12 protein-coding genes are annotated in these 19,915 nt (G+C 71.0%); 6 read left to right on the forward strand and 6 right to left on the reverse strand.

Going from position 1 to position 19,915, the window contains the following annotated elements; genetic code table 11:
- Positions 1–135 precede the first annotated feature (135 nt).
- The 3 genes from ASE14_RS12305 to ASE14_RS12315 all read right to left on the reverse strand — a co-directional run bounded on the left by ASE14_RS12305 (position 136) and on the right by ASE14_RS12315 (position 4,640).
- Positions 136–2,490: an arylsulfatase gene (locus ASE14_RS12305; protein WP_056654868.1), complete on the reverse strand. Its 2,355-nt coding sequence runs from the start codon at positions 2,488–2,490 to the stop codon at positions 136–138.
- 79 nt (positions 2,491–2,569) lie between these two features.
- Positions 2,570–3,730 carry a mandelate racemase/muconate lactonizing enzyme family protein gene (locus tag ASE14_RS12310; RefSeq protein ID WP_056654869.1) on the reverse strand — a complete coding sequence of 387 codons (1,161 nt, stop codon included), beginning with the start codon at positions 3,728–3,730 and terminating at the stop codon, positions 2,570–2,572.
- A gap of 106 nt (positions 3,731–3,836) precedes the next feature.
- Entirely contained in the window at positions 3,837–4,640 is an 804-nt protein-coding gene (locus ASE14_RS12315; protein WP_056654871.1) for an IclR family transcriptional regulator, read from the reverse strand.
- A 340-nt stretch (positions 4,641–4,980) separates the two neighbouring features.
- Between ASE14_RS12315 and ASE14_RS12320 the strand changes: the two genes are divergently transcribed.
- From ASE14_RS12320 to ASE14_RS12330, 3 genes are read left to right on the forward strand one after another with little or no spacing between them, the layout of a single operon-like run.
- On the forward strand, positions 4,981–5,814 hold the full coding sequence (locus ASE14_RS12320) for a carbohydrate ABC transporter permease (RefSeq protein WP_235511284.1): 834 nt from the start codon (positions 4,981–4,983) through the stop codon (positions 5,812–5,814).
- Entirely contained in the window at positions 5,811–6,668 is an 858-nt protein-coding gene (locus ASE14_RS12325) for a carbohydrate ABC transporter permease (protein ID WP_056654875.1), read from the forward strand. The genes ASE14_RS12320 and ASE14_RS12325 overlap by 4 nt, the downstream gene beginning before the upstream one ends.
- A gap of 2 nt (positions 6,669–6,670) precedes the next feature.
- On the forward strand, positions 6,671–8,029 hold the full coding sequence (locus ASE14_RS12330) for an extracellular solute-binding protein (RefSeq protein WP_056654877.1): 1,359 nt from the start codon (positions 6,671–6,673) through the stop codon (positions 8,027–8,029).
- A gap of 101 nt (positions 8,030–8,130) precedes the next feature.
- Here the strand turns inward: ASE14_RS12330 and ASE14_RS12335 are convergent, their stop codons facing one another.
- The gene (locus tag ASE14_RS12335; RefSeq protein ID WP_056654879.1) at positions 8,131–9,096 is read right to left on the reverse strand and encodes an acetylxylan esterase; all 966 of its coding nucleotides are present in this window, start codon (positions 9,094–9,096) and stop codon (positions 8,131–8,133) included.
- Positions 9,097–9,191: 95 nt separating this feature from the next.
- Here ASE14_RS12335 and ASE14_RS12340 point away from each other — a divergent pair, with 95 nt between their 5' ends.
- Positions 9,192–13,199 carry a hypothetical protein gene (locus ASE14_RS12340; RefSeq protein WP_056654881.1) on the forward strand — a complete coding sequence of 1,336 codons (4,008 nt, stop codon included), beginning with the start codon at positions 9,192–9,194 and terminating at the stop codon, positions 13,197–13,199.
- A gap of 55 nt (positions 13,200–13,254) precedes the next feature.
- On the opposite strand, the gene ASE14_RS12345 is transcribed toward ASE14_RS12340, so the two are convergent.
- Positions 13,255–13,974 (reverse strand): SDR family NAD(P)-dependent oxidoreductase, encoded by a 720-nt coding sequence (locus ASE14_RS12345; RefSeq protein ID WP_056654882.1) that lies wholly within the window; start codon positions 13,972–13,974, stop codon positions 13,255–13,257.
- The gene (locus tag ASE14_RS12350) at positions 13,971–14,888 is read right to left on the reverse strand and encodes a dihydrodipicolinate synthase family protein (RefSeq protein ID WP_056654884.1); all 918 of its coding nucleotides are present in this window, start codon (positions 14,886–14,888) and stop codon (positions 13,971–13,973) included. Before ASE14_RS12350 ends, ASE14_RS12345 begins: the two co-directional genes overlap by 4 nt.
- A 111-nt stretch (positions 14,889–14,999) precedes the next feature.
- On the opposite strand from ASE14_RS12350, the gene ASE14_RS12355 reads away from it, so the two are divergent.
- Positions 15,000–15,899 carry an SMP-30/gluconolactonase/LRE family protein gene (locus ASE14_RS12355; RefSeq protein ID WP_056654886.1) on the forward strand — a complete coding sequence of 300 codons (900 nt, stop codon included), beginning with the start codon at positions 15,000–15,002 and terminating at the stop codon, positions 15,897–15,899.
- A gap of 111 nt (positions 15,900–16,010) precedes the next feature.
- On the forward strand, positions 16,011–19,823 hold the full coding sequence (locus ASE14_RS12360; protein ID WP_056654888.1) for an SCO7613 C-terminal domain-containing membrane protein: 3,813 nt from the start codon (positions 16,011–16,013) through the stop codon (positions 19,821–19,823).
- The last annotated feature ends 92 nt before the right edge of the window (positions 19,824–19,915 follow it).

Below are 19,915 nucleotides of genomic sequence, written 5' to 3' on the forward strand. Positions count from 1 at the left end.
TCGGCTCGGCCGAGCCGGATCGCCGGCGGGCCACGGGAAAGTTTCACATACGTCGGCGGAACCGCATAAAAGCATCACGATTCCTGCGTCGCGCGCCGCTTTCGTGCTGAAAGCGGCGCGCGAACGCAACGGTTGCTACTGGTGACGCAACGCCGCCTGGAGGTGGTCGGCCGGGTCGACGAGGTGGTTGTGGTCGTCGACGCCGAGGGCGACCTCGGCCCAGTGCAGCGTGCCGCTGAACGCGCCGCCCCACACCTTGTAGCCCTCGTACGCCGGCATGCCGGTGTCGCAGCCCGTGTCGAGCCCCTCGTCGAACGAGAAGTAGAGCGCGTGCGTGTGCTCGACCCGTCCGGTGCCCACGGCCTTGCCGTCGATGAAGAGCGACACGTCGCCGCCCTTGCCGATGCCGCCGCCGTCGTAGGCGAACTCGACCCGCACCTGGTGCTCGCCCGCGCCGATCGGGACATCCGACCGGGTGGTCGACCGCTGCAGGCCGCAGTAGTTGTAGTGGAAGCCGAGCTTGCCGTCTTCGGCGAAGAACGACCAGCCGCCGGTGCGGCCGCCCTGGGCGACGATCGCGCCCTCGAGCGAACCGTCGTCGGGTGCGACCACCTCGGAGGTGACCGAGAACGAGCGGTTCTTCACGTTGATCGCGACGTTCTCGCCGAGGCGCACCATGCCGGGGTAGAGCCGCAGGCGGTCGCCCTTCACGAGGGTCGGCCGGCCGGCGATCTCGGGGTTCATGCGCTCGGCGGCGCGGTCGTCCATCGGGAACACGTTGTGACGTGCGGCCTCGATGAGGAAGAGCCGCTGCAGCTCGGCGAGCTTCTCGGGCTGCTCGCCTGCGAGGTTCTTCGCCTGGGTCCAGTCGGTGGTCGTGTCGTAGAGCTCCCACACGTCGAGCGAGAAGTCGGGGGCCTTCGACACGACGTCCCACGGGGTGCGGTGCTTCGTGACCGCGGTCCAGCCGCGGTGGTAGATGCCGCGGTTGCCCATGAGCTCGAAGTACTGCGTCGTGTGGCGTTCGTCGGCGGATGCGTCGTCGAAGCTGTACGCCATCGAGACGCCGTGCATCGGCTCCTGCGTGACGCCGTTCACCGTGTGCGGCTCGGCGAGGCCGGCCACGTCGAGCACGGTCGGCGCGAGGTCGATGACGTGGTGCCACTGCTCGCGCACCTCGCCCTTGGCCGCGATGCGGCTCGGCCAATGCACGATCGTGCCGTTGCGGGTGCCGCCGTAGTGCGAGGCGACCTGCTTGGTCCACTGGTACGGGGTGCACATCGCGTGCGCCCAGGCGACGGAGTAGTGGTTGTACGCCTCGGGGCCGCCGACCTTGTCGAGGTGCTCCTTCCAGAACTCGACGGTCTCGAACCGGCCGCCGCCGTTGGAGGCGGTGGTCAGCATATAGGCGCCGTTGATACCGCCCTCGGCCGAGGCGCCGTTGTCGCCGATGATGTAGTAGATCAGCGTGTCCTCGAGGATGTCGAGCTCTTCGAGGGCGTCGACGAGTCGGCCGGTGTGGTGGTCGGCGTACTCGAGGAAGGCAGCGTAGACCTCCATCTGGCGGGCCAGCACGGGCTTCTGCTCGTCGGGCACGTCGTCCCACGCCGGCAGGCCCTCGGGGCGTGCGGTCAGTTCGGAGTCGGCGGCGATGACGCCGAGCTCCTTCTGACGGGCGAACGTCTGCTCGCGCTGCGCGTCCCAGCCGTGGTCGAACCGGCCCTCGTACTTGGCGATCCAGTCCTTCGGCACGTGGTGCGGGGCATGGGTCGCGCCCGGCGCGAAGTACACGAAGAAGGGCTTGTCGGGCGTCAGGCTCTGCTGCTGGCGCACGTAGCCGATCGCCTTGTCGGCGAGGTCGGGCATCAGGTGGTAGTCGGGGTCGGTCGGCGGCTCGATGGTCGTGAGGCCGTCGATGAGCGCCGGCGTGTACTGGTTCGTCTCGCCGCCGATGAAGCCGTAGAAGCGCTCGAACCCGCTCTGCGCGGGCCAGTGGTCGAAGGGGCCGGTCGGGCCCGACTCCCACACGGGCACCTCGTGGCACTTGCCGAACTGGGCCGTGTTGTAGCCGCTCTGGCGCAGGATCTCGGGCAGCGGCACCGCGGTGTTCGGGCGCGTCGAGCGGTAGCCGGGGGCCGGCGTCGCGGTCTCGGTGATGTGGCCCATGCCGACGGCGTGGTGGTTGCGGCCCGAGAGCAGCGCGGCGCGGGTCGGCGAGCAGAGCGCCGTGGTGTGGAACCGCGAGTAGCGCAGGCCCTCGCCGGCGAGGCGCTCTGCGGTGGGCGTGTGGATCGGCCCGCCGAAGGCGCTGGATGCCCCGAAGCCGACGTCGTCGAGCAGGATCACGAGCACGTTCGGCGCCTGGGCCGGCGGCCTCGCCGGCTCGATCGGCGGGAACTTCGCGTCGAGCTTCTTCGCGTCGTACGCGACCGGGCCCTGGTCCGGGCGGTCGGGCACGGGAAGCACGGATCCCGGTCGGACGTCGTTCATGTGTTCCCCCTCATGCGCGGCGCAGGTCGTCGCGCTCTTCGAGCATGGCAGCCCGCGGCGCGCACGAGAGGAGCGCCGCTCAACGGCGCACGAACTCCCGCACGAACGCCTCGTCGACGTCGACGCCGAGGCCTGGGCCGGTCGGGACCGCGAAGTCGCCGTTCGGCTTCACCTCGAGCGGCGTCGTGAGGATCCGGTTCGCGACCGGCAGGGTGAGCGGCTGGTACTCGAACGCGAGGAGCGACGGCGAGCTCGCGGCGACGTGCACACCGGCGGCCATCGCGATGCCGAACGCGGCGGAGTGATGCGGTGCCACCTGTGCGTGGAAGGCGTCGGCGATGGCCGCGATCGCGAGCCCCTCGGTGATGCCGGTGCGACCGATGTCGGGCTGGGTGAGGCCGACGGCTCGGCGGGCCAGCCAGTCCGTGAACTCGAATCGGCTGCGCATCGCCTCGCCGACCGCGACGGGGGTCTCGATGGATGCCGCGAGGTCACGGTGGCCTTCGACGTCCTCGGGCGCGAGCGGCGCCTCGAAGAACCAGGCGTGGCGTTCGTCGAGTTCGCGCCCGAGCGCCTTCGCCTCGCCGAGGCGGTAGCTCCAGTGCGCGTCGAGCGCGACCTGGAGGTCGGGGTGCGCGCCGCGGACGGCGTCGTAGGTCGCGAGGTCGGTGCGGAGGTCGGTGCCGAGGTGCATCTTGAACCGGCGCACACCCGCCTCGACGAGCACGGCGGTCTTCTCGGCGATCTCGGCGTCGTCGGCGCCGCGGACGCCCGAGACGTACGTCGGCAGCACGTCGGCGAAGCGTCCGCCGGCGAGCTCGGATACCGAGAGGCCGGTCGCCTTGCCCCAGAGGTCCCACAACGCGATGTCGACGGCGGCCATCGCATCGGCCTGATGCCCCGTGAGGTGCCCGCGCTCGCGCATCGACTCCGACATCCGATGCCAGAGCGTGCGCACCGAACGCGGGTCCTCGCCGATGATGAGCGGCGTGAGCAGGTGGTCGACGATCGCGGCCGCGACTTCGGGTGCGACGGGGGCGAGCCCCTCGCCCCAGCCCACCAGGCCGTCATCGGTCTCGATCTTCACGATGAGCGTCTCGTAGCCGGGGGAGTAGAGGCTCCGCCACGGCGGCCTGATCATGTAGCCGCGGTGCTCGACCGCCGCCTCGCCCGCGTAGGAGTCGTCGGCATCCTCCTTCGAGATGAAGAGGGGGAACGTTTGGACGCGCGCGATTCTCACAGGGTCTCCGGTGACTTGAGGGATCGAGAAAGCCGGCGACGGATGCCGCGGCCGGGGTTCAGGCTGAGGGGGTCAGAGGGCCGCGAACGCCGTCGCGGAGTGGGGGTCAGAGGGCCGCGAACGCCGTCGCGGAGTGGGAGGCGCTGTAGCCGAGGGCGACGGAGATCTCGTCGGCGGCCTCGATCACCTGCAGCGCGAGCTCCTGGTGGGGCGCCTGCAGGTCGAGCACCGAGAGCGGACCGCTCGCGGAGAGGCCGGCGACGATCTCGCCCGCCCGGTCGCGGATGGGAGCGGCGATGCAGGCCCGCCCGAAGGCGAGCTCTTCGATCTCGGTCGCGTAGCCGCGGCTGCGGGTCTCGTCGAGGGCGATCTCCATGGCGGCGCGGTCGACGATCGTGTGCGGGGTGTACCGCTGGGGCGTGTTCGCGAAGTACTCGTCGACGAGCGCAGCGGGCATGCCCGACAGCAGCGCTTTGCCGAGACCCGTCGCGTGCAGCGGCGCGGTACGGCCGGCCATCGCGAACGACTTCGGTGCGAGCGCGCCCTCGAAGTTGCAGAGGTAGGTGAAGGTGAAGCCGCTGAGTTCGGCGACGTTCACTCCGATGCCGAGCCGGTGTGCGAGGTTCTGGGCGATCTGGCGCGAAGCGCGGAAGATCGGGGAGCCGTTGAGCGCGATGGTGCCGAGGGAGACGGCGGCCGGGCCGAGCCGGTAGAGGCCCGTGCGGTCGTCCTGGACGACGAACTTCATGCGGTCGAGCGCCGACATCATCCGCGACACGGTGGACTGGCCGAGCCCGGTGAGCGCGCAGAGCTCGGACACGCGGAGTTCGCCGACCTCCTCGGTGAAGCACGCGAGCAGGGACATAGCCCGTTCGACGGTCTGTGTGCCGCCGACCGATTCGGATGCCATCGGGACTCCTCTTTCCATGCAGTTGCCGGGCGTCGCTGCATACCCGCTCGGGCTGCGCCGTTGCCGTCAGTGTAGTGAGCGGAATCGGCTGAGGCAATCCAAATATGGGTGCGTCATGCATTTTGTGGATTTCGCATCCGCATTGTGGTTTACTGGCCGCACGTCAGCGTTGACGACTTGTGACGACGACGCACAGGGGCCCTGACGAAGGGTCGCCATCTCTCGGGAAGTGAACGCAATGCAGCAAGCCATCCTCGACCGGCCCGCGACACGCGAGACGACCGAGCCGCGATCCGGGCGGCGTACGACACTCGGTGCGAAGGATCGCACCTTCGGATTCATGATCGCACTCCCTGCGGTCCTGCTCTTCCTCGTGATCGCGATCTACCCGCTCGTCTCGAGCATCGGCACGAGTCTCTACGACCAGTCGCTGCTGCGCCCTGAGCGCACCTTCGTCGGGTTCGACAACTACACGGCGATCTTCGGCGAGTTCGTGGCGCGCCTCGGTACGACGCTCACCTTCGCGACGCTCGCGACGATCTTCCCCGTGCTCCTCGGCGTGGCCCTCGCCGTTCTCCTGAACGCGCGCATCCGCGGGCGCAACATCCTGCGCGGCACGCTCATGCTGCCGTGGCTCCTGCCCGGCGTCGTCGTCTCCTTCCTCTGGGCGTGGATCTTCAACGACAGCTACGGCGTGCTGAACCACCTGCTGACCATGGTGGGCCTCCCCGAGGTGAGCATGCTCGGCAACCCCACCGGCGCGATGGCGGCGGTGGTCATCGCGAAGACGTGGCACTCGTTCCCCTGGATCATGGTCGTCGCCCTCTCGGTGCTGCAGACCCTGCCGAGCGAGCAGCTCGAGGCCGCGACGATCGACGGGGCCACGCGGTCCCAGCGCTTCCGCTACATCTCGCTGCCGCACATCGTCGGCCCCGTCGCGCTCGTGGCGACCCTCGAGTTCATCTACAACTTCGGCAACTTCGACACGATCTTCGTGATGACGGGCGGCGGACCCGGGGATTCGACCACGACGCTCGCCGTCAGCCTCTATCAACTCGCGTTCGGCAGCTACGAGCTCGGCAAGGCATCCGCCATGGGCGTGCTCTGGCTCATCCTGCTCGCGATCATCTCGAGCGCATACCTGCTGCTCAACCGACGTCTGGAGAAGCGATGAGTCACGGCCGCGACATCGGAGAGGCGATCGTTCGCCCGAGACTGTCGATCCCGGGGCGCCTCGGACTGCTGCTGCTCGCCCTGTTCGGACTGCTGCCGGTCTACTGGCTGACGGCGACGGCGTTCATGAAGAAGGAGGCGGTCTTCGCACTCGACCGGCCGCTCTTCCCGGTCGACCCGACCCTCGACAACTTCATCGGGTTCTTCCAGAACGACCTGCTGCTGCAGAACCTCAAGAACAGCTTCATCGTCTCGACGGGCACCGCCGTGCTCGCCGTGCTCGTCGGCGCCTTCATGGCCTACTCGCTCTCGAAGTTCCGGTACTCCGGGCGCAATGCGATCATGTTCATGTTCCTCATCGGCCAGCTCATCCCCGGTGCGCTCCTGCTCATCTCGCTGTTCCTGATGCTGAGCTCGGTGAACCTGCTCTACACCTACACGGCGCTCATCATCTCGTTCACGACGTTCACGCTGCCGCTGACGGTGTTCCTCCTGAAGGGCATCATCGACGGGCTGCCCGACGACATCCTCGAAGCCGCGAAGGTCGACGGCCTCTCGCGCATCGCGACGATGTTCAAGATCGTCTTCCCGCTCATCGTGCCCGGCCTCATCACGGCGGCGATGTTCGCCTTCATGCGCGGCTGGAGCGACCTGCTCTTCGCGCTCACGCTCGCAGGGCCCGACAAGCAGACCCTGCCCGCCGGCCTCACCCAGGCGTTCATCCGTGACGGCACGGCCGATTGGCCGGCGCTCATGGCGGCATCCCTCATCACGTCGCTGCCGCTCGCCATCATCTTCATCCTCCTCCAGCGCTACTTCGTCTCCGGCCTCGCGTCGGGGGCCGTCAAGGGGTAGCGATGATCCACCGAACCGTCCCGACCCACACCACGACGAAGGAGCAGTCCCCCATGAACATCTCGTCCTCGCAGCTCAGCCGCCGCGCCTTCCTCGGCGGTGGCACTGCACTCGCCGCGTTCGGCGCCCTCGCCCTCGCCGGCTGCGCCACCCCGGCTGCACCGGGAGCCACGGCCGCCGCGAACGCCGCGACCAAGGCCAAGACGATCAACTTCTACGGCAACTCGCTCGGCGAAGAGGCCCTGAAGCCCGCCTGGCAGGCCGTGCTCGACGATTTCTCCGCCGAGGAGGGCGTCACGGTCTCGCCCGTGATCTACCCCTACGACCAGGCGGCCACGCAGCTCGCCCTCACCGGGAGCGCCGGCAAGCTCATGGGCGTGGGCCAGTCGGGCGGATGGCAGGTGCTCACGCCGATGGACGTGCTGGCCGACCTCACCGACCTCGCCAAGGGGCTCGGCATCCCGCAGGGCGTGCTCGACGCGTACACGATGGACGGCAAGCTCCTCGTGATGCCGCTCACGGCCGCCGGCATCGGCATCATCACGAACGGCGAGATCGCCAAGAGCGTCGGCATCAAGTCGGGCATGACGATCGAGCAGTTCGCGACCGCGCTCGAGAAGATCAAGTCGCAGGACTCCTCGCTGATCCCGTACGCGGCGGTCACGAAGAACCCCGACCTGAAGGATGCCGCGCACTGGATGTGGGGCTTCGGCAGCCCGGTCGTCACCGACGACTTCGAGTGCACGATCGGCGACAAGGAGAGCGTGAAGGCGATCACCTGGTACAAGTCGCTCCAGGACGAGGGGCTCACCCAGGCGAACGTGGCCCGCGCCGATGCGCGCATCCTGTTCGCGAGCGGGCGTGCGGCCCTCTACGACGACGCGCCGCTCGCCTCGACCTTCGTGAAGACGAACGGTGCCGCCCAGAACATCATCGACAACATCGGCGCGATCTCCCGGCCCACGGCCGGTGGCAACGAGTCGTACAACCGCGCCTGGGGCAGCGGCCTCTTCGCGAGCGCCGGCGAAGGCGAGCTCACGAGCCGCGACTTCATCACGTACGCGGCGACGAACGTCGAGGCCGCGACGGCTTTCTACAAGCAGTCGGCCGTCGCGCCGGCCGCGAAGTCCGTCGCCGACCAGATCCCGGAGCTGGCCGCCGACAAGTTCCAGACGGCGTTCCGCACCGAGGTCTCCGAGCACGCGCGCGGTGCCGCGTGGGACCGCGTGCCCGTGACGGCGCAGATCGACGCCGCGATCGGCGCCGGCGTCGCGAACATCCTCGCCGGCCAGGTCGACGTGCAGTCCGGCCTCAACTCCCTCCAGAAGGAAGTGCAGGGCCTGCTCGACGCGAACGCGTAGCGCCTCGACGCCGGCGGCCTGCGGAGGGACCCGCAGGTCGCCGGCGTTCGGCGTGCCCGGGGCATCCGTTCGAGCCGGATGCCTCGGGCCGCCGGGTGCGCTCAGGCCAGGCGGTCGTCGGGCAGCGCGAAGAAGTCGGCGGCATCGCGGCGCGACATCCGCTCGGAGACCTCGGCGACCGTCCCGTCGAGGTGCCCGTTCGCCCGCACGCTGAGTCGCCTCGGGCCGGTGAGCGCGTGGTAGACGGCGAACTGCCCGCGCGGGTCGACGGCAGGATCGAGCACGGCCGCCGCGACATGCACCGGGATGCGGATGCGCGACGCCGCGATCGCGGCGTCGAAGTAGTCCAGCACGGGGCGCACCTCGGGGTGCAGCTGCAGGTGCCGGCGCACGGCCTCGCCGCTGCCGCTGCACTGCCGGGTCAGGCGGATCGCATGGTGCCCGAAGCTCGGCACGTCCAGCGAGGCGCGGCGGAAGCGGGCGTCCCAAGGGAGGGCCATCGCCCCGATGCCGCCGCCGAAGCTCCCGCCGCTGAAGTCGAGCGCCCCGCCGACTGCCGGTGCGGTGTCGATCAGGACCGTCGCGGCACGCCAGACATCGGCGGCGGCGAAGCGGTGCGAGTACGTGTCGCGGTGCGCGATGCCCGCGAGCACGTGCTCGTCGGGAAGCGCAGGGAAGCGACTCGAGGCGTTCGGTGCCGTGCCCGGCGCGGCGGGGAAGATCGCGGCCGTGTCCGCGGGCACCTGATCGAGATCGGGGGCGGTGCGGCCGCCGTAGCCGTGTCCGATCACGAGGCCGCGTCGGAGGTCGGATTCGACGTGCGGCACCATCACGAAGGCCACCGTCGGCTCGTCGGCGGACGATTCGAACCGGATCTCCGTCACGCGGTGGGTCGCGGTGGCGTCGAGGTCGCGCGCGAGCTCCCAGGGGACCGATCCGGTTCCGAACTCCTCGAACGTCCCCCGCCAGAACTCCTCGAAGTCGGCGGGCTCCTCCGGCCGCGCAGCCGGCGTCAGCAGCGCGGTCAGCGAGTACTCGGTCAGTTCCTCGGGTCGGTACTGGGTCACCGCGTGTTCCTCTCAGAGATGCATGGTCGACGCTACCGGCGCCGCTGGCCGCATGGCCATTGACACTGTCGCATATCGCATGCATCATATGCATCATGGATTCAACGCAGAAGCCAGAGACCAACGACGGATCAGCGCTGTGGAGCCGGCGTTCAGCGCTCCAACTCCTGCTTGCCGCGGGCGTGCTCCCGGCCGTCCTGGGGGCCAACCCCGAAGCCGCCGCGGCGGACCCCGGGTTCAGCGGCGTGAACGGTGCGTATGCCGACGCCCTGCGCCGCTTGGACAAGCCGAACCTGTCACTGACCTGCGTTGCGCGGCTGGTGGGACGCAACCACCGGATGACCTTCTTCCAGGCCAGATGGGACGGCGGCGAGACGATCGTCCGCGATCTCGAGATCAAGCACGACGGCGGCTGGCTGTCGCTGACCGACCCCGAGCGCCGCTTCGACGAGCAATGGGTCGTGCTGGCCGGCACGCTGCCCTCCGGCAGCGCCCCGGAACTCTACGGGCCGCTGCAGCCGGCCTGGCTGGGCTTCACCTCGTATCGACGCCTCAGCGGCCAGGTGATCGAGCTGCGCACCAGCACCGATGACGTCGAGCTCGTCGTCAACTGGCGGCTCGACGGCGATCATCCCGAGGCGCACTACGTGCTGAAGGCCAAGAAGGCCGGCGACTACCTCGTCGGCTACCAGAGCCAGGACGTCAAGCAGCTCGACGACCTCGACGAGGTGCTCTGCGGGTCGTACCAGCACGCGCTCACCGTGGTCGACGGCTCGGCCCCCCTCGGCGCGTGGGAGCTGTTCGCCCCCATGGCGCTGACCCAGTACGCGGTCGCCGACGTCGCCGTCACCTCGGGGGTGTACCTGCCCGCCGAGGTCGCCGAGTTCGTCCACGAGCGGCAGCTGATGTCCGATCGGCAGCCGTACGGGATGAGCCTGCGCAACGACAGCCTCGACGTCGTGCCGTCCATCTACGCACCGCAACCGGGTCTCCGAACCGCCATGGCGGCCGGTGAACGACGCGGCTTCGCCTTCGGCCTGGCGGCTCGCGCCGGCAGCCTCTACGACACCTACACTCAGCTGTGCCGCGGTGAGTACGGCCTGAAGGCCTATCGGCACAACGTCTACGACCGATCGCTGACCGACGCCGTCCACGCCATGACGGAGCTCATCGCCATCGAGCCCGACGGCGACGACTCGGTCGACTACATCCCCTCCTACTCCGGCTGGTGGAACCGCGCGAAGGGGTTCGTCGACGTGGAGAACGAGGACGCGGTCCGCACCGCGGCCAGCGGTGTGCTGCTCTCCGCGCACTATCTGACCGACACCGCCGGTGGCACCCTCTACGATCGGCGCGCAAGGCCGGCGATCGAGTACCAGCTGTCGCGCAAGGGCATCGGCCACTCGCCGGTGATCGGCGGCTCGGTCTACAACGACAAGACGCAGTACCGGATCGGCCGGATCCCCACGGACGCCGTGAACCTGACGGCGCTCTCGCAACTCACCCACGGGCGCAATGCGGGAATCCAGCGGCTCGCGATGCAGGCCACCAAGGCGGGGGTCGTCGGGCAGAGCCGGGCGCCGTTCGCGACCGCACTGGCCACCTACCAGGTCACCGGCGATCCGGCCTACCTGGCGGAGGCGACCCTGATCGCCAAGCGCTACGTGCAGGAGGAGATCATCACGCCGTACCGCGGCAACGGGCAGCCGCCGGGTGGATTCGCCTACAGCTTCTCCAAGTACTGGGTCGACCTGCTCGTGATGTTCGAGCTGACAGGGGACGCCGAGTTCCTCGACGGGGCCTACCGGGAGGCGCAGCGGTTCATCACGCAGACCGCGGTCCGGCCGGTGCCGGACCAGACGGTCACCGTGCCGGAGGGCCACGTGATCGAGCAGCAGTACGACTGGGAGTCGCGATCCTCGCTGCCGTCCTATCCGACGACGGAGGTCGCGTCGGAGACCGTGCCCGCCTGGTACGTCTCCGCCACCGGCCTCACCTTCGAGGCCCTGTCGTCGTTCAAGCTCGGTGTCAGCTCGCTCACCGATCCGGGCGGCGGCTACGTCTTCAACCCGTGCTGGGCCGGAGCACTGCTGCGCCTGGCGCATCACACCGGCGACCCGATGCTGGCCGACATCGCGCACAACATGGTGATCGGCCGGTTCACCACCTATCCCGGCTACTACAGCCGCCAGTTCCAGGTGGCCCAGATGAAGCCCGACTTCGCCACCAGCGGTCCGGTCGGGATCACCGGGTACTACTTCCACCACGCGCCCGCCCAGCTCGGCCTCGCGATGGACTACCTGATCAGCGAGAGCTTCTACCGCAGCTCGGGCAACATCGACTTCCCGCACGTGTTCGAGGCCGACTTCGCCTACTTCAAGTACTTCGCCTACGGCCACGCTCCCGGCGCCTTCTACGGCGAGGACGGCGTGTGGCCCTACTTCCCGGCCGGCCTCGTCTCCCTCGACAATCCGTTGGTCAACTGGCTGGGCGGTGTCGGCAACGACGCCCTCTACGTCAGCCTGACGAACTCCTCGGCCGACGCCCAGTCCGTGGTCGTCGACCTCACCGGTGAGCTGACGGGACTGACGCGCGGCGATGCGCCCGCCGTCGAGGTGGTGGCCGCCGACGGCAGTCGTTCGTCCCAGGCGGCCGACGGCGGCCGGATCACGGTCCGCGTGCCCGGACACGGGCTGGTCGGGCTGGTCGTGCGCGGGGTGACGGTGGAGCGACCGGCGCAGCCGTTCGACGACATCGTCGATCACGGCCCCGACAGCTTCCACGAGGTCGACACCGATCCGGGCACCGACTACGGCCTCGCCCGAGGGGTGCTCCTCGTGCGACCCGACGGTGCAGGCTACGACGCCTACGTGCAGATCGACACGGAGGAGCCGGCCACCCTCGCCTATCGGATCGGCGACGGGTCGGAGAAGCAGGCGCCGCAGAAGGGTTACCCGTACGAGTGGACGATCGCCGTCGACTCGCTGGCCGAGACGTTCAGCTACACGATCACCGTCGGTGCGATGACGACCGAGGAGGTCACCCTGCGCCTGCCGGGCCGCATCAGCGGCGCCGATCCCGGAGTGGCCGGAGACGTGATCGCCCAGGCCACCGGCACGGCCGGCGACCGGGTGCCGCTCGTCATCGAGGTGCGCAATGCGACCGAAGAGCCGATCACCGGCGACGTGGCCCTGACCCTGCCCGACGGGTGGCAGCTCGACGGCGCCGCCCCGACCGTCTTCGTTCCCGCGAAGGGATCCGCCCGGGTGGACTCGGCGGCGATCATCGCGCCGGGCGCCGCGCTCGGCGAGGTCCGGGTCGAGGCATCGTTGGCAGCCGCCGGGAGCGATCCGGTGGCCCTGCGACCGGCGGCGATCGACGTGATCGACAGTCGCCGACTGGTGTCGCTCTCCACCGACACCGCCATCATCAGCGGACCCGGCGCGACCGCGCGACTGACCGCCCTGGTGATCAACACCGGCGTCACCCCGCTGCGGGGCACGCTGGCCCTCTTCGGCATCGCGGGGTGGAGCGTCGACCGGAAGGATGCCGTGATCGAGGTGCCGCCGCGGTCCGATCTCACCCACACGTGGACGGTGACGGCCGGATCGACCGTGACCCCTGGGTCGTCGACGCGGTTCGAGGCGCGGCTCGACGGGACGCTCCGCCGCGGCGTGCTGGTGCGGGTCGCCGACGAGGGAGTGATCGCCCACACCCAGTCGCCGTGGCCCGGCTATCTCGAGACCGGGCTGTGGTACCCGAGCGGGCTGACCGGCTGGAACGGCACTCGGACGCGCTACAGCGACGTCGACTCCGTGGGCAGCACCGTGACCTGGACGGTGACCCTGCCCGAGCCGGGCGAGTATCGGGTCTCAGTCTGGTACCCGACGAATCCGACGACCACGACCTCGGCCGCCTACATCGTCGAGCATGAGGGCGGCAGCACCGAGGTCGTCGTGAATCAGACCGAGGGGGCGGCGGCCTGGCGCTCGCTCGGCACGTTCAGGTACGCCGCCGGCGCCGCCGGCGTGGTGCGCCTGGAGGTGCGCAGCGCCGCCTTCCACCGCGTCAGCGCTGCGCAGTTCGTCCGCGTCGGGAACTGACGGCGCATGCCCGCCGGCCGAGTGCGGTGAGCACCGGCCGGCGGATGACTGCGGCTCAGAGCCAGCGTTCGCGCAGCGCGGGCTTCACCCAGGCGGCGGGGGAGGCCATCGACAGGCCGCCGTCGACGGGGATCGTCGTGCCCGTGACGAACGACGCGGCGTCCGAGCCGAGGAACGCGACGACGGAGGCGACCTCCTCGGGGCGGCCGATCCGGCCGAGGGGGTAGCCCTCGCTCTCGCCGGTCTCGGTCGCCGAGATGCTCCCGGGCGCCACGGCGTTGACCCGGATCCCGCGCGGGCCGTAGTCGAGGGCCAGCTGCCGCACGAGGCCCTCGACGCCGGCCTTCGCCGCAGCGTAGGCCGGCAGGGCCGGCGCGGCCAGGGAGGCGTTGACCGACGTGACCGCGATGATCGATGAGCCGGGTGCGAGTCGCGGCAGTGCCGCTCGCGACACGAAGAAGGCGGAGTCGAGGGTCGCCCCGAGGGCGCCGCGCCAGTCGTCGTCGCTCGTGGCCTCGGCCCGGCCGATCGGCATCCGAGCGGCGGCCAGCACCACGACGTCGAGCCGGCCGAGCGCCTGCTCGGCGTCGGCGACGGCCTGGCCCGCGGCATCCGCTCGGCTGCAGTCGGCGACGAGGTACCGCTCGAAGACGGGGTCGGCGGATGCCTCGAGCCCGACTCCGACGACGGCGTCGCCCTGCTCGGCGAAGGCCCGGGCGATCGCGAGTCCGATGTCGGAGCCGCCGCCGATCAGCAGTACGCCGCGACGGGTCACACACGCACCGCGGTCGGCAGCGGCGGGAGCTCGAGTTCCTCGATGACGAGGTCGACGGCGGCGCGGCTGCCGGCGTCGAGGCGAGCGGCCGGGTACCGCACGGTGGCGTGGTCGATGATGCCGCGCGCCACGAGCACCTCCTTGTGCACCGCCCACGCGATGCCGCCCTGCAGACCCACCAGCACGAGGGGGAGCATACGTCGGAACCCGGCCCGCGCCTCCTCGACGCGCCCGGCGACGAACTGCTCGAGCACCGGCGCGAGCAGGTCGGCGAACTCGCAGGCCGGCATCGTGCCGACGGCGCCTCGTGCGTATTCCTCCAGGCAGAACTGCGCGTTCTGGCCGCCGAGCACCGCGAAGTCGTCGTCGCCGATCGCCTCGACGACCGCGCCGACCTTCGGAGCGGTCGGCGGTGCCTCGATCTTCACCGAGTCGACGCCGTCGAGGCGGGCGAGTTCGGCGATGAGCGTCGGCGGCATGGCGACACCGGTGACGCCAGGGGCGTCCTGCACCATGACCGAGAGGGACGTGGCCGCGGCGACCTCGCCGTAGAAGTCGACGAGGCTCGCAGCGGGCGGCTTCACCATGAACGGCGGCAGCACCATGAGGGCGTCGGCGCCGCCCTCCTGGGCGATGAGCGCCTGCTCGATCGAGGTCGCCGTCGAGGTGCCGTTGACGCCCGCGATGACGGGCACGCGTCCGTCGACGAGCTCGACGACATCGGAGAGGATGGTGCGTCGTTCGGCAGCGGTGAGCGCGAAGCCCTCGCTCGCCATGCCGAAGACGGCCACGCCGTCGACGCGGGAGGCGAGCTGGAACTCGACCAGGCGTCGCAGGCCGGCGCGGTCGAGGGCGCCTGATTCGTCGAACGGGGTGGCAAGAATCGGCATCAAGCCGTGGAGCTTCGGGGCCATCGGCCAGTTCCTCTTTCAGCGTCGTTGCTTCTGCCAGTCTCGCAACTGACATTCATATTGTGAGATAGCCTGCCACATATCGGGTACCTCCACCACCGAAGGATGACACGGATGTCGCGCTCCACACCCTTACGAACCGTCGAGATCATCTCCGCTGAGCGGTACGTCCAGGCCGAGTCGCCCCGCTGGGACGGCCGCGACGGCGGCCTCGCCTGGATCGACATGGCGACCGGCTCGTTCCATCGCGGGCGGCTCGAAGGGGGAATGGTCGTGCCGGGGTCGGCCGTGACGGTCGGCAAGCAGATCGGCGCGCCCGTGCCGCTCGCCGAGCCGGGTGCGGGCTGGGCCGTGGCCGTCGATCGCGGTGTCGTTCACGTGGGCGACGACGGTGCCGTCTCCTCGATCGCCACGGACGTCGCAGCGGCCGACAGCTACATGAACGACGGCGGATGCGACCCGTCGGGCCGATTCTGGGTGGGCAACCAGTCGATGCCCCGGGCGCCGCACTGCGCGCTGTGGAGCATCGACCCCGACGGCGTGGCGACCGAGCGGCTGGGCGCCGTGACCGTCTCCAACGGCCTCGCCTTCGATCGCACGGGCGAGACGCTGTACTACATCGACACGCTTCCGCACCGCAGCATCGAGGCCTTCGATGTCGCGCCCGACGGCCGGCTCGGCAACCGGCGCACGGTGTGCAGGGTCGAGGGCGGCAACCCCGACGGCATGACGATCGACCTCGAGGGCATGCTCTGGGTCGCGGTCTGGGATGCCGCCGAGGTGCGCCGCTACTCGCCGCACGGCGTGCTCCTCGAGACGATCGAGCTCCCGTCGAAGCGGCCCACGGCCGTCGCGCTCGTCGACCGCCTGCTCGTGATCACGACGGCGAGCGTGGGGCTGGCGCATCCGGCCGACGCCGACGGCGCCCTCCTCGGTGTCGAGGTCGAGGTCGGCGGGGCGCCGTCGCTGCCATGGGGCGGGGTGCCGCCGCGGGCGCGCGACGAGGCCCCGTAGGCTCGCGCGGCGGAGGGCCCGCTGCCGGGCACTCCTCGCAGCGGGTGCCGCTGGTGCACAGGGCCGCGCCGATCTCGGGCATGCAGCGCTCGGCGTGAATAGACTGCGCCAATGGTGAGCGCATGGAACGAGCAGGCCGCACGATATCTGCTCGCCTCGACGCACTGTCCGCGGTGCGACGCGCAACTCCGCGACAGTGCGATCTGCCGGGCGTGCGGCGCCGACCTGCGCGGCGCCGGCGGAAGCGAGCTGTGGGAGGCGTCGCAGCGCGCCGCCGAGGCCGTGCGCGAGCGCACGCGACTCATCGCGGCGCTGCCGACCGCGTCGTGGGCCGATCGCACCGCGGCACCCGCCGGCCGGCAGCAGGCGCGGGCGGAAGCCTCGCCCGCCGCAGCTTCCGTCGCCCCGCCCGCCACTGACGTCGCCGCCTCGGCGCCGGTGCCAGCCGTGGAGGCCGGTGCCACGCCTTCGCCTTCGTCTTCGTCTTCGTCTTCGTCTTCGTCTTCGACCTCGACCTCGCAGGTCAGCGTGCAATCGGTGCTCGCCGTCGCCGGGGCCGGCCTCTTCGCGGTCGCCGCGATCGTCTTCACCTTCCTGAACCCCGATATCGGGTTCGCCATGCGCACGACGGTGATCGCCGTCGTGACCGCGGTCTTCCTCGCGACCGCCTGGATGCTCCGCCGGCGCGGGGTGCAGTTCTCGGCCGAGGCGATCGGCGCGCTCGGCATGGTCTTCCTGGCCCTCGACGTGTGGGCCTTCTCCGAACTCGCGCCGGCCGCAGTGAGCGGTTGGGCGTTCGCGGCCCTCGGCACCGCCATCGCGGCCACCGCGATGCTCGCGGTCGCCTGGCGCGCGCGCATCCGCACCTGGTGGTGGACCGCGCTCGTCGGCCTCGCTCTCGTGCCCGCGTTCCTCGGCTACGCCGCCGGCGGGTGGGGCACGGCGTGGGGCCATCTCGGCGTGATCGGCGTCGCCCTCGGCGCGCAGCAGCTCGTGCGCGTCGCCGTGCCGCGATTCGGCGCGGAGCTCCGCACCGATCGCGCGACGCTCACCGTCGTGCAACTGGTCGCGACGGCCGTGGTGATCGTGCAACTGGTGTTCCTCCCGGCAGCGGACCTGCAGAGTCCGATGCTCGTGCGGGCCGCGATCCTCGCGCTGCTGGCCGCCCTCGCCGCCGTGGCGACCCGCGATGGGATGCCGCGGAGCTGGAGCGGCATCGCGGGGGCCCTCGGCGCGTCGGCACTCGTCGTGCTGTCGCTCGCCCCGGTGAACCTCGACCCGGCGTGGCAGACGACGCTCATGCCGCTCGCGGGAGCTGTGGCGATCGGGGCGTCCGGTGCCATCCGGCTCGGCGGCGTCGTGCGCGCCCGCGAGGTGCAGGGCGGTGCACTGGCCGTCGGCCTCGCGGTGGCGCTGCCCGCCGTGATGTTCGCGCTCGCGACCTTCACGTCCGTGGTGCTGTCGGTCGGCGGTGACGGTCTCGCACCCGTCCGCGGGGTGGGACTCGGGCGGGGCGTCTCGTGGGCCGATGAGGTGCTCGCGGCCGTGCTCGGACTCCTCGCCGCCGCCCTCGGCACGGCCGTGCTCGCCGCACTCGCGCGGCGAGCCGAGCCCGCTGCGCACCGCACGGGCTTCTCGGTCGGCGTGCTCGTGCTCGCCCTCTGGCTCGGTGCGCTCGGCATCGCGGCGTTCGTCGGATGGCCCGCGTTCACGCCGCTCGCCGGGGCCGTCGTCGGCATCGCGGTGGCGGTGCTCGCGACCGCCGCGGTGATCGTTCCCCGGTCGAGGTTCAGCAGGACCCGCCTCAGCCTTCGCGCGCCCTTCATCGCGTTGGCGCACGTCGCGCTCCTCAGCGCCGCCCTCCTCAGCTGGGTCGACCCGAACGTCACGGTGCCGGTCGGCGTCGTCATCGTCGCCGCGGTGCTCGTCGTCGCCCGCCCGTTCACGCCGGGCGCCCGGGTGGTGCACGTCGGCGCGGCCTACGCGTACGCCCTCGTCGTCTTCGCGACGGCGCTCGATCGCCTCGGCGTCGTGACGATCGCCGTGCTCTGCCTCACGACGACCGCCGCTGCCCTCTGCGCGCTCGCGGCGACCCTCGTGCGACGCGTGGACGCCCGCTCCTGGTACGCGATCCTCGTCGTCACCGCGGTGCCGTTCCTGATCGGCGTCGCAACCGTGCTGCGGGAGCCGAACGGGTGGACGGCGCTGTCGACCGCGGTCACGTTCCTGCTCGCACTCGCGCTCGTGCTCACCCGCCGACCGGGCCTGAACCGGCTCGTGCGCTCGGCGGCCGCCGCGATGCTCGTGCCGTCGCTCGCGGTCGTCGCCGTCTGCCTCGGCTCGCAGTTCCTCGCGGTCAGCGGCTCCCCGGTCGTGCTGCCGGTCATCGCCGCGATCGTGGCCGTCGTGCTGCCCGCGACGAAGGCGATCGAAGCGGCCCTCGTGCGCCATGGCCACGACGACGGCACCGCGACATCCGTGCGCCTCTGGATCGAGATCTCCTCGCTCGTGACCGCGGCGATCGCGGTGCTGCTCGCCCTCGTGCGCGACGCAGCAGGGCTCGGCACGGCGATGGCCGTGCTCGTGGTGCTCGGCCTCGGCTTCGCGGCGACCCGGATCGTCGCCGGCCGCCGGTACGGCTGGTGGCTCGCCGCGGCGAGCTGGACCGGAGCGCTCTGGTGCGTGTGGGCGATGCTCGGCGTCGAGGTCGTCGAACCGTACACGCTGCCGCCCGCGATCGCCGCGATCGTCGTCGGCGCGATCCTCGTCGCTCGCGGGCGACGAGGGCTCGCCCTCGCGGCGACCGGGCTCGCGTGCGCGCTCGTGCCGTCGCTCGTGCTGCTCGCCGCCTGGGGGTCGGAGTCGGGGGCGTTCCCGTGGCGCACGGCGGCGCTCCTCGCGGCATCCGTCGCCCTGCTCGTCTCCGGGCGGGTGCTGACCGGATTGCCTGCCGGCTCCGACACGCGGATGCTTCGCACCCCCGTGCTCGCGGGGGCGCTCGTCGCCGCGGCCGCCGCGCCGATCCAGGCGATGCGGTGGGGACTCGAGCGTGACGTGGTCGCCATCGCCGATCCCGACCTCGTCATGCTGCCGGTGCTCGGCATCACCGTCGTCGGCGTGCTGCTCGCGATCGCCTCGGTGCGGCGACTGCACGACGGGGCGGCGAAGCCGCCGGCGGCGGTGACCCCGCTCGACGTCTGGCTGCGCGAGACGCGGTGGCTCCTCGCGCCGGCGCTCGTATTCCTGGTCGCCGGGCCGATCACGGCGGTCCGGCGCGAGTGGTTCGCGATCTGGACGCTGTGGGTGCTCATGGCGCTGCTCCTCGCGCTCGCCCTCGTCACGGTGGCGCTCGCGCGCCGCGCCCGGCCGGTGCTGCCGCCGTTCTGGTTCACCTACGGGCTCGCCTGGGTGACGGGCGTCACCGGATGGAGCGAGCGCGACCTCCGCGTCGAGGTGTTCTCGCTGCCGCTCGGGCTCGCAGTGCTGGCGGCGGGCCTCATCGCGATGCGGCGGCCAGCGGTCGCGGCTCCGACGCGTCCGTCGCTGAACTCGTGGCCGATCGGCTTCGAGGGCAGCTGGCGCCTGCTCGCGCCCGGCATCGTGCTCACCTTCCTGCCGTCGGTGCTCGCGACCGGCACGGACCCGCAGCTGTACCGGCCGATCCTCGTGATCGCGCTGGCCCTCGTCGCGATCCTCGTGGGTTCGTCGCGCAAGCTCGCGGCCCCGTTCCTGCTCGGGCTCGCGGTGCTGCCGGTCGAGAACGTCGTGGTCTTCTCCGCGCAGGTCGACCGCGCCGTCGGGGCGATGCCGTGGTGGATCACGCTCGCGACGGCGGGAGCGGTGCTGCTCGCGATCGCCGTCGGCTCCGAGCGGCGCACCAACCAGGGCGGCGGCGTGGCGGCGCGATTGCGCGAGCTCGAGTAGCCCCGGCCCCGGCCCCGGCGTCCGGGCGAAGCGCCAGGCGCGAGGCGGTCGGGGTCGCCGGCTTGCCGAATCGCATTCTTCGATCTAAACTG

Source organism: Agromyces sp. Root81, from assembly GCF_001429165.1.
Taxonomy (GTDB): Bacteria; Actinomycetota; Actinomycetes; order Actinomycetales; family Microbacteriaceae; genus Agromyces.

Excerpts from the sequence above, each read along its gene's own strand:
- ASE14_RS12315 (WP_056654871.1), bottom strand. The coding sequence starts at position 4,640 with ATGGCATCCGAATCGGTCGGCGGCACACAGACCGTCGAACGGGCTATG.
- ASE14_RS12305 (WP_056654868.1), bottom strand. The coding sequence starts at position 2,490 with ATGAACGACGTCCGACCGGGATCCGTGCTTCCCGTGCCCGACCGCCCG.
- ASE14_RS12330 (WP_056654877.1), top strand. The coding sequence starts at position 6,671 with ATGATCCACCGAACCGTCCCGACCCACACCACGACGAAGGAGCAGTCC.
- ASE14_RS12350 (WP_056654884.1), bottom strand. The coding sequence starts at position 14,888 with ATGGCCCCGAAGCTCCACGGCTTGATGCCGATTCTTGCCACCCCGTTC.
- ASE14_RS12355 (WP_056654886.1), top strand. The coding sequence starts at position 15,000 with ATGTCGCGCTCCACACCCTTACGAACCGTCGAGATCATCTCCGCTGAG.
- ASE14_RS12320 (WP_235511284.1), top strand. The coding sequence starts at position 4,981 with ATGATCGCACTCCCTGCGGTCCTGCTCTTCCTCGTGATCGCGATCTAC.
- ASE14_RS12325 (WP_056654875.1), top strand. The coding sequence starts at position 5,811 with ATGAGTCACGGCCGCGACATCGGAGAGGCGATCGTTCGCCCGAGACTG.
- ASE14_RS12360 (WP_056654888.1), top strand. The coding sequence starts at position 16,011 with ATGGTGAGCGCATGGAACGAGCAGGCCGCACGATATCTGCTCGCCTCG.
- ASE14_RS12340 (WP_056654881.1), top strand. The coding sequence starts at position 9,192 with ATGGATTCAACGCAGAAGCCAGAGACCAACGACGGATCAGCGCTGTGG.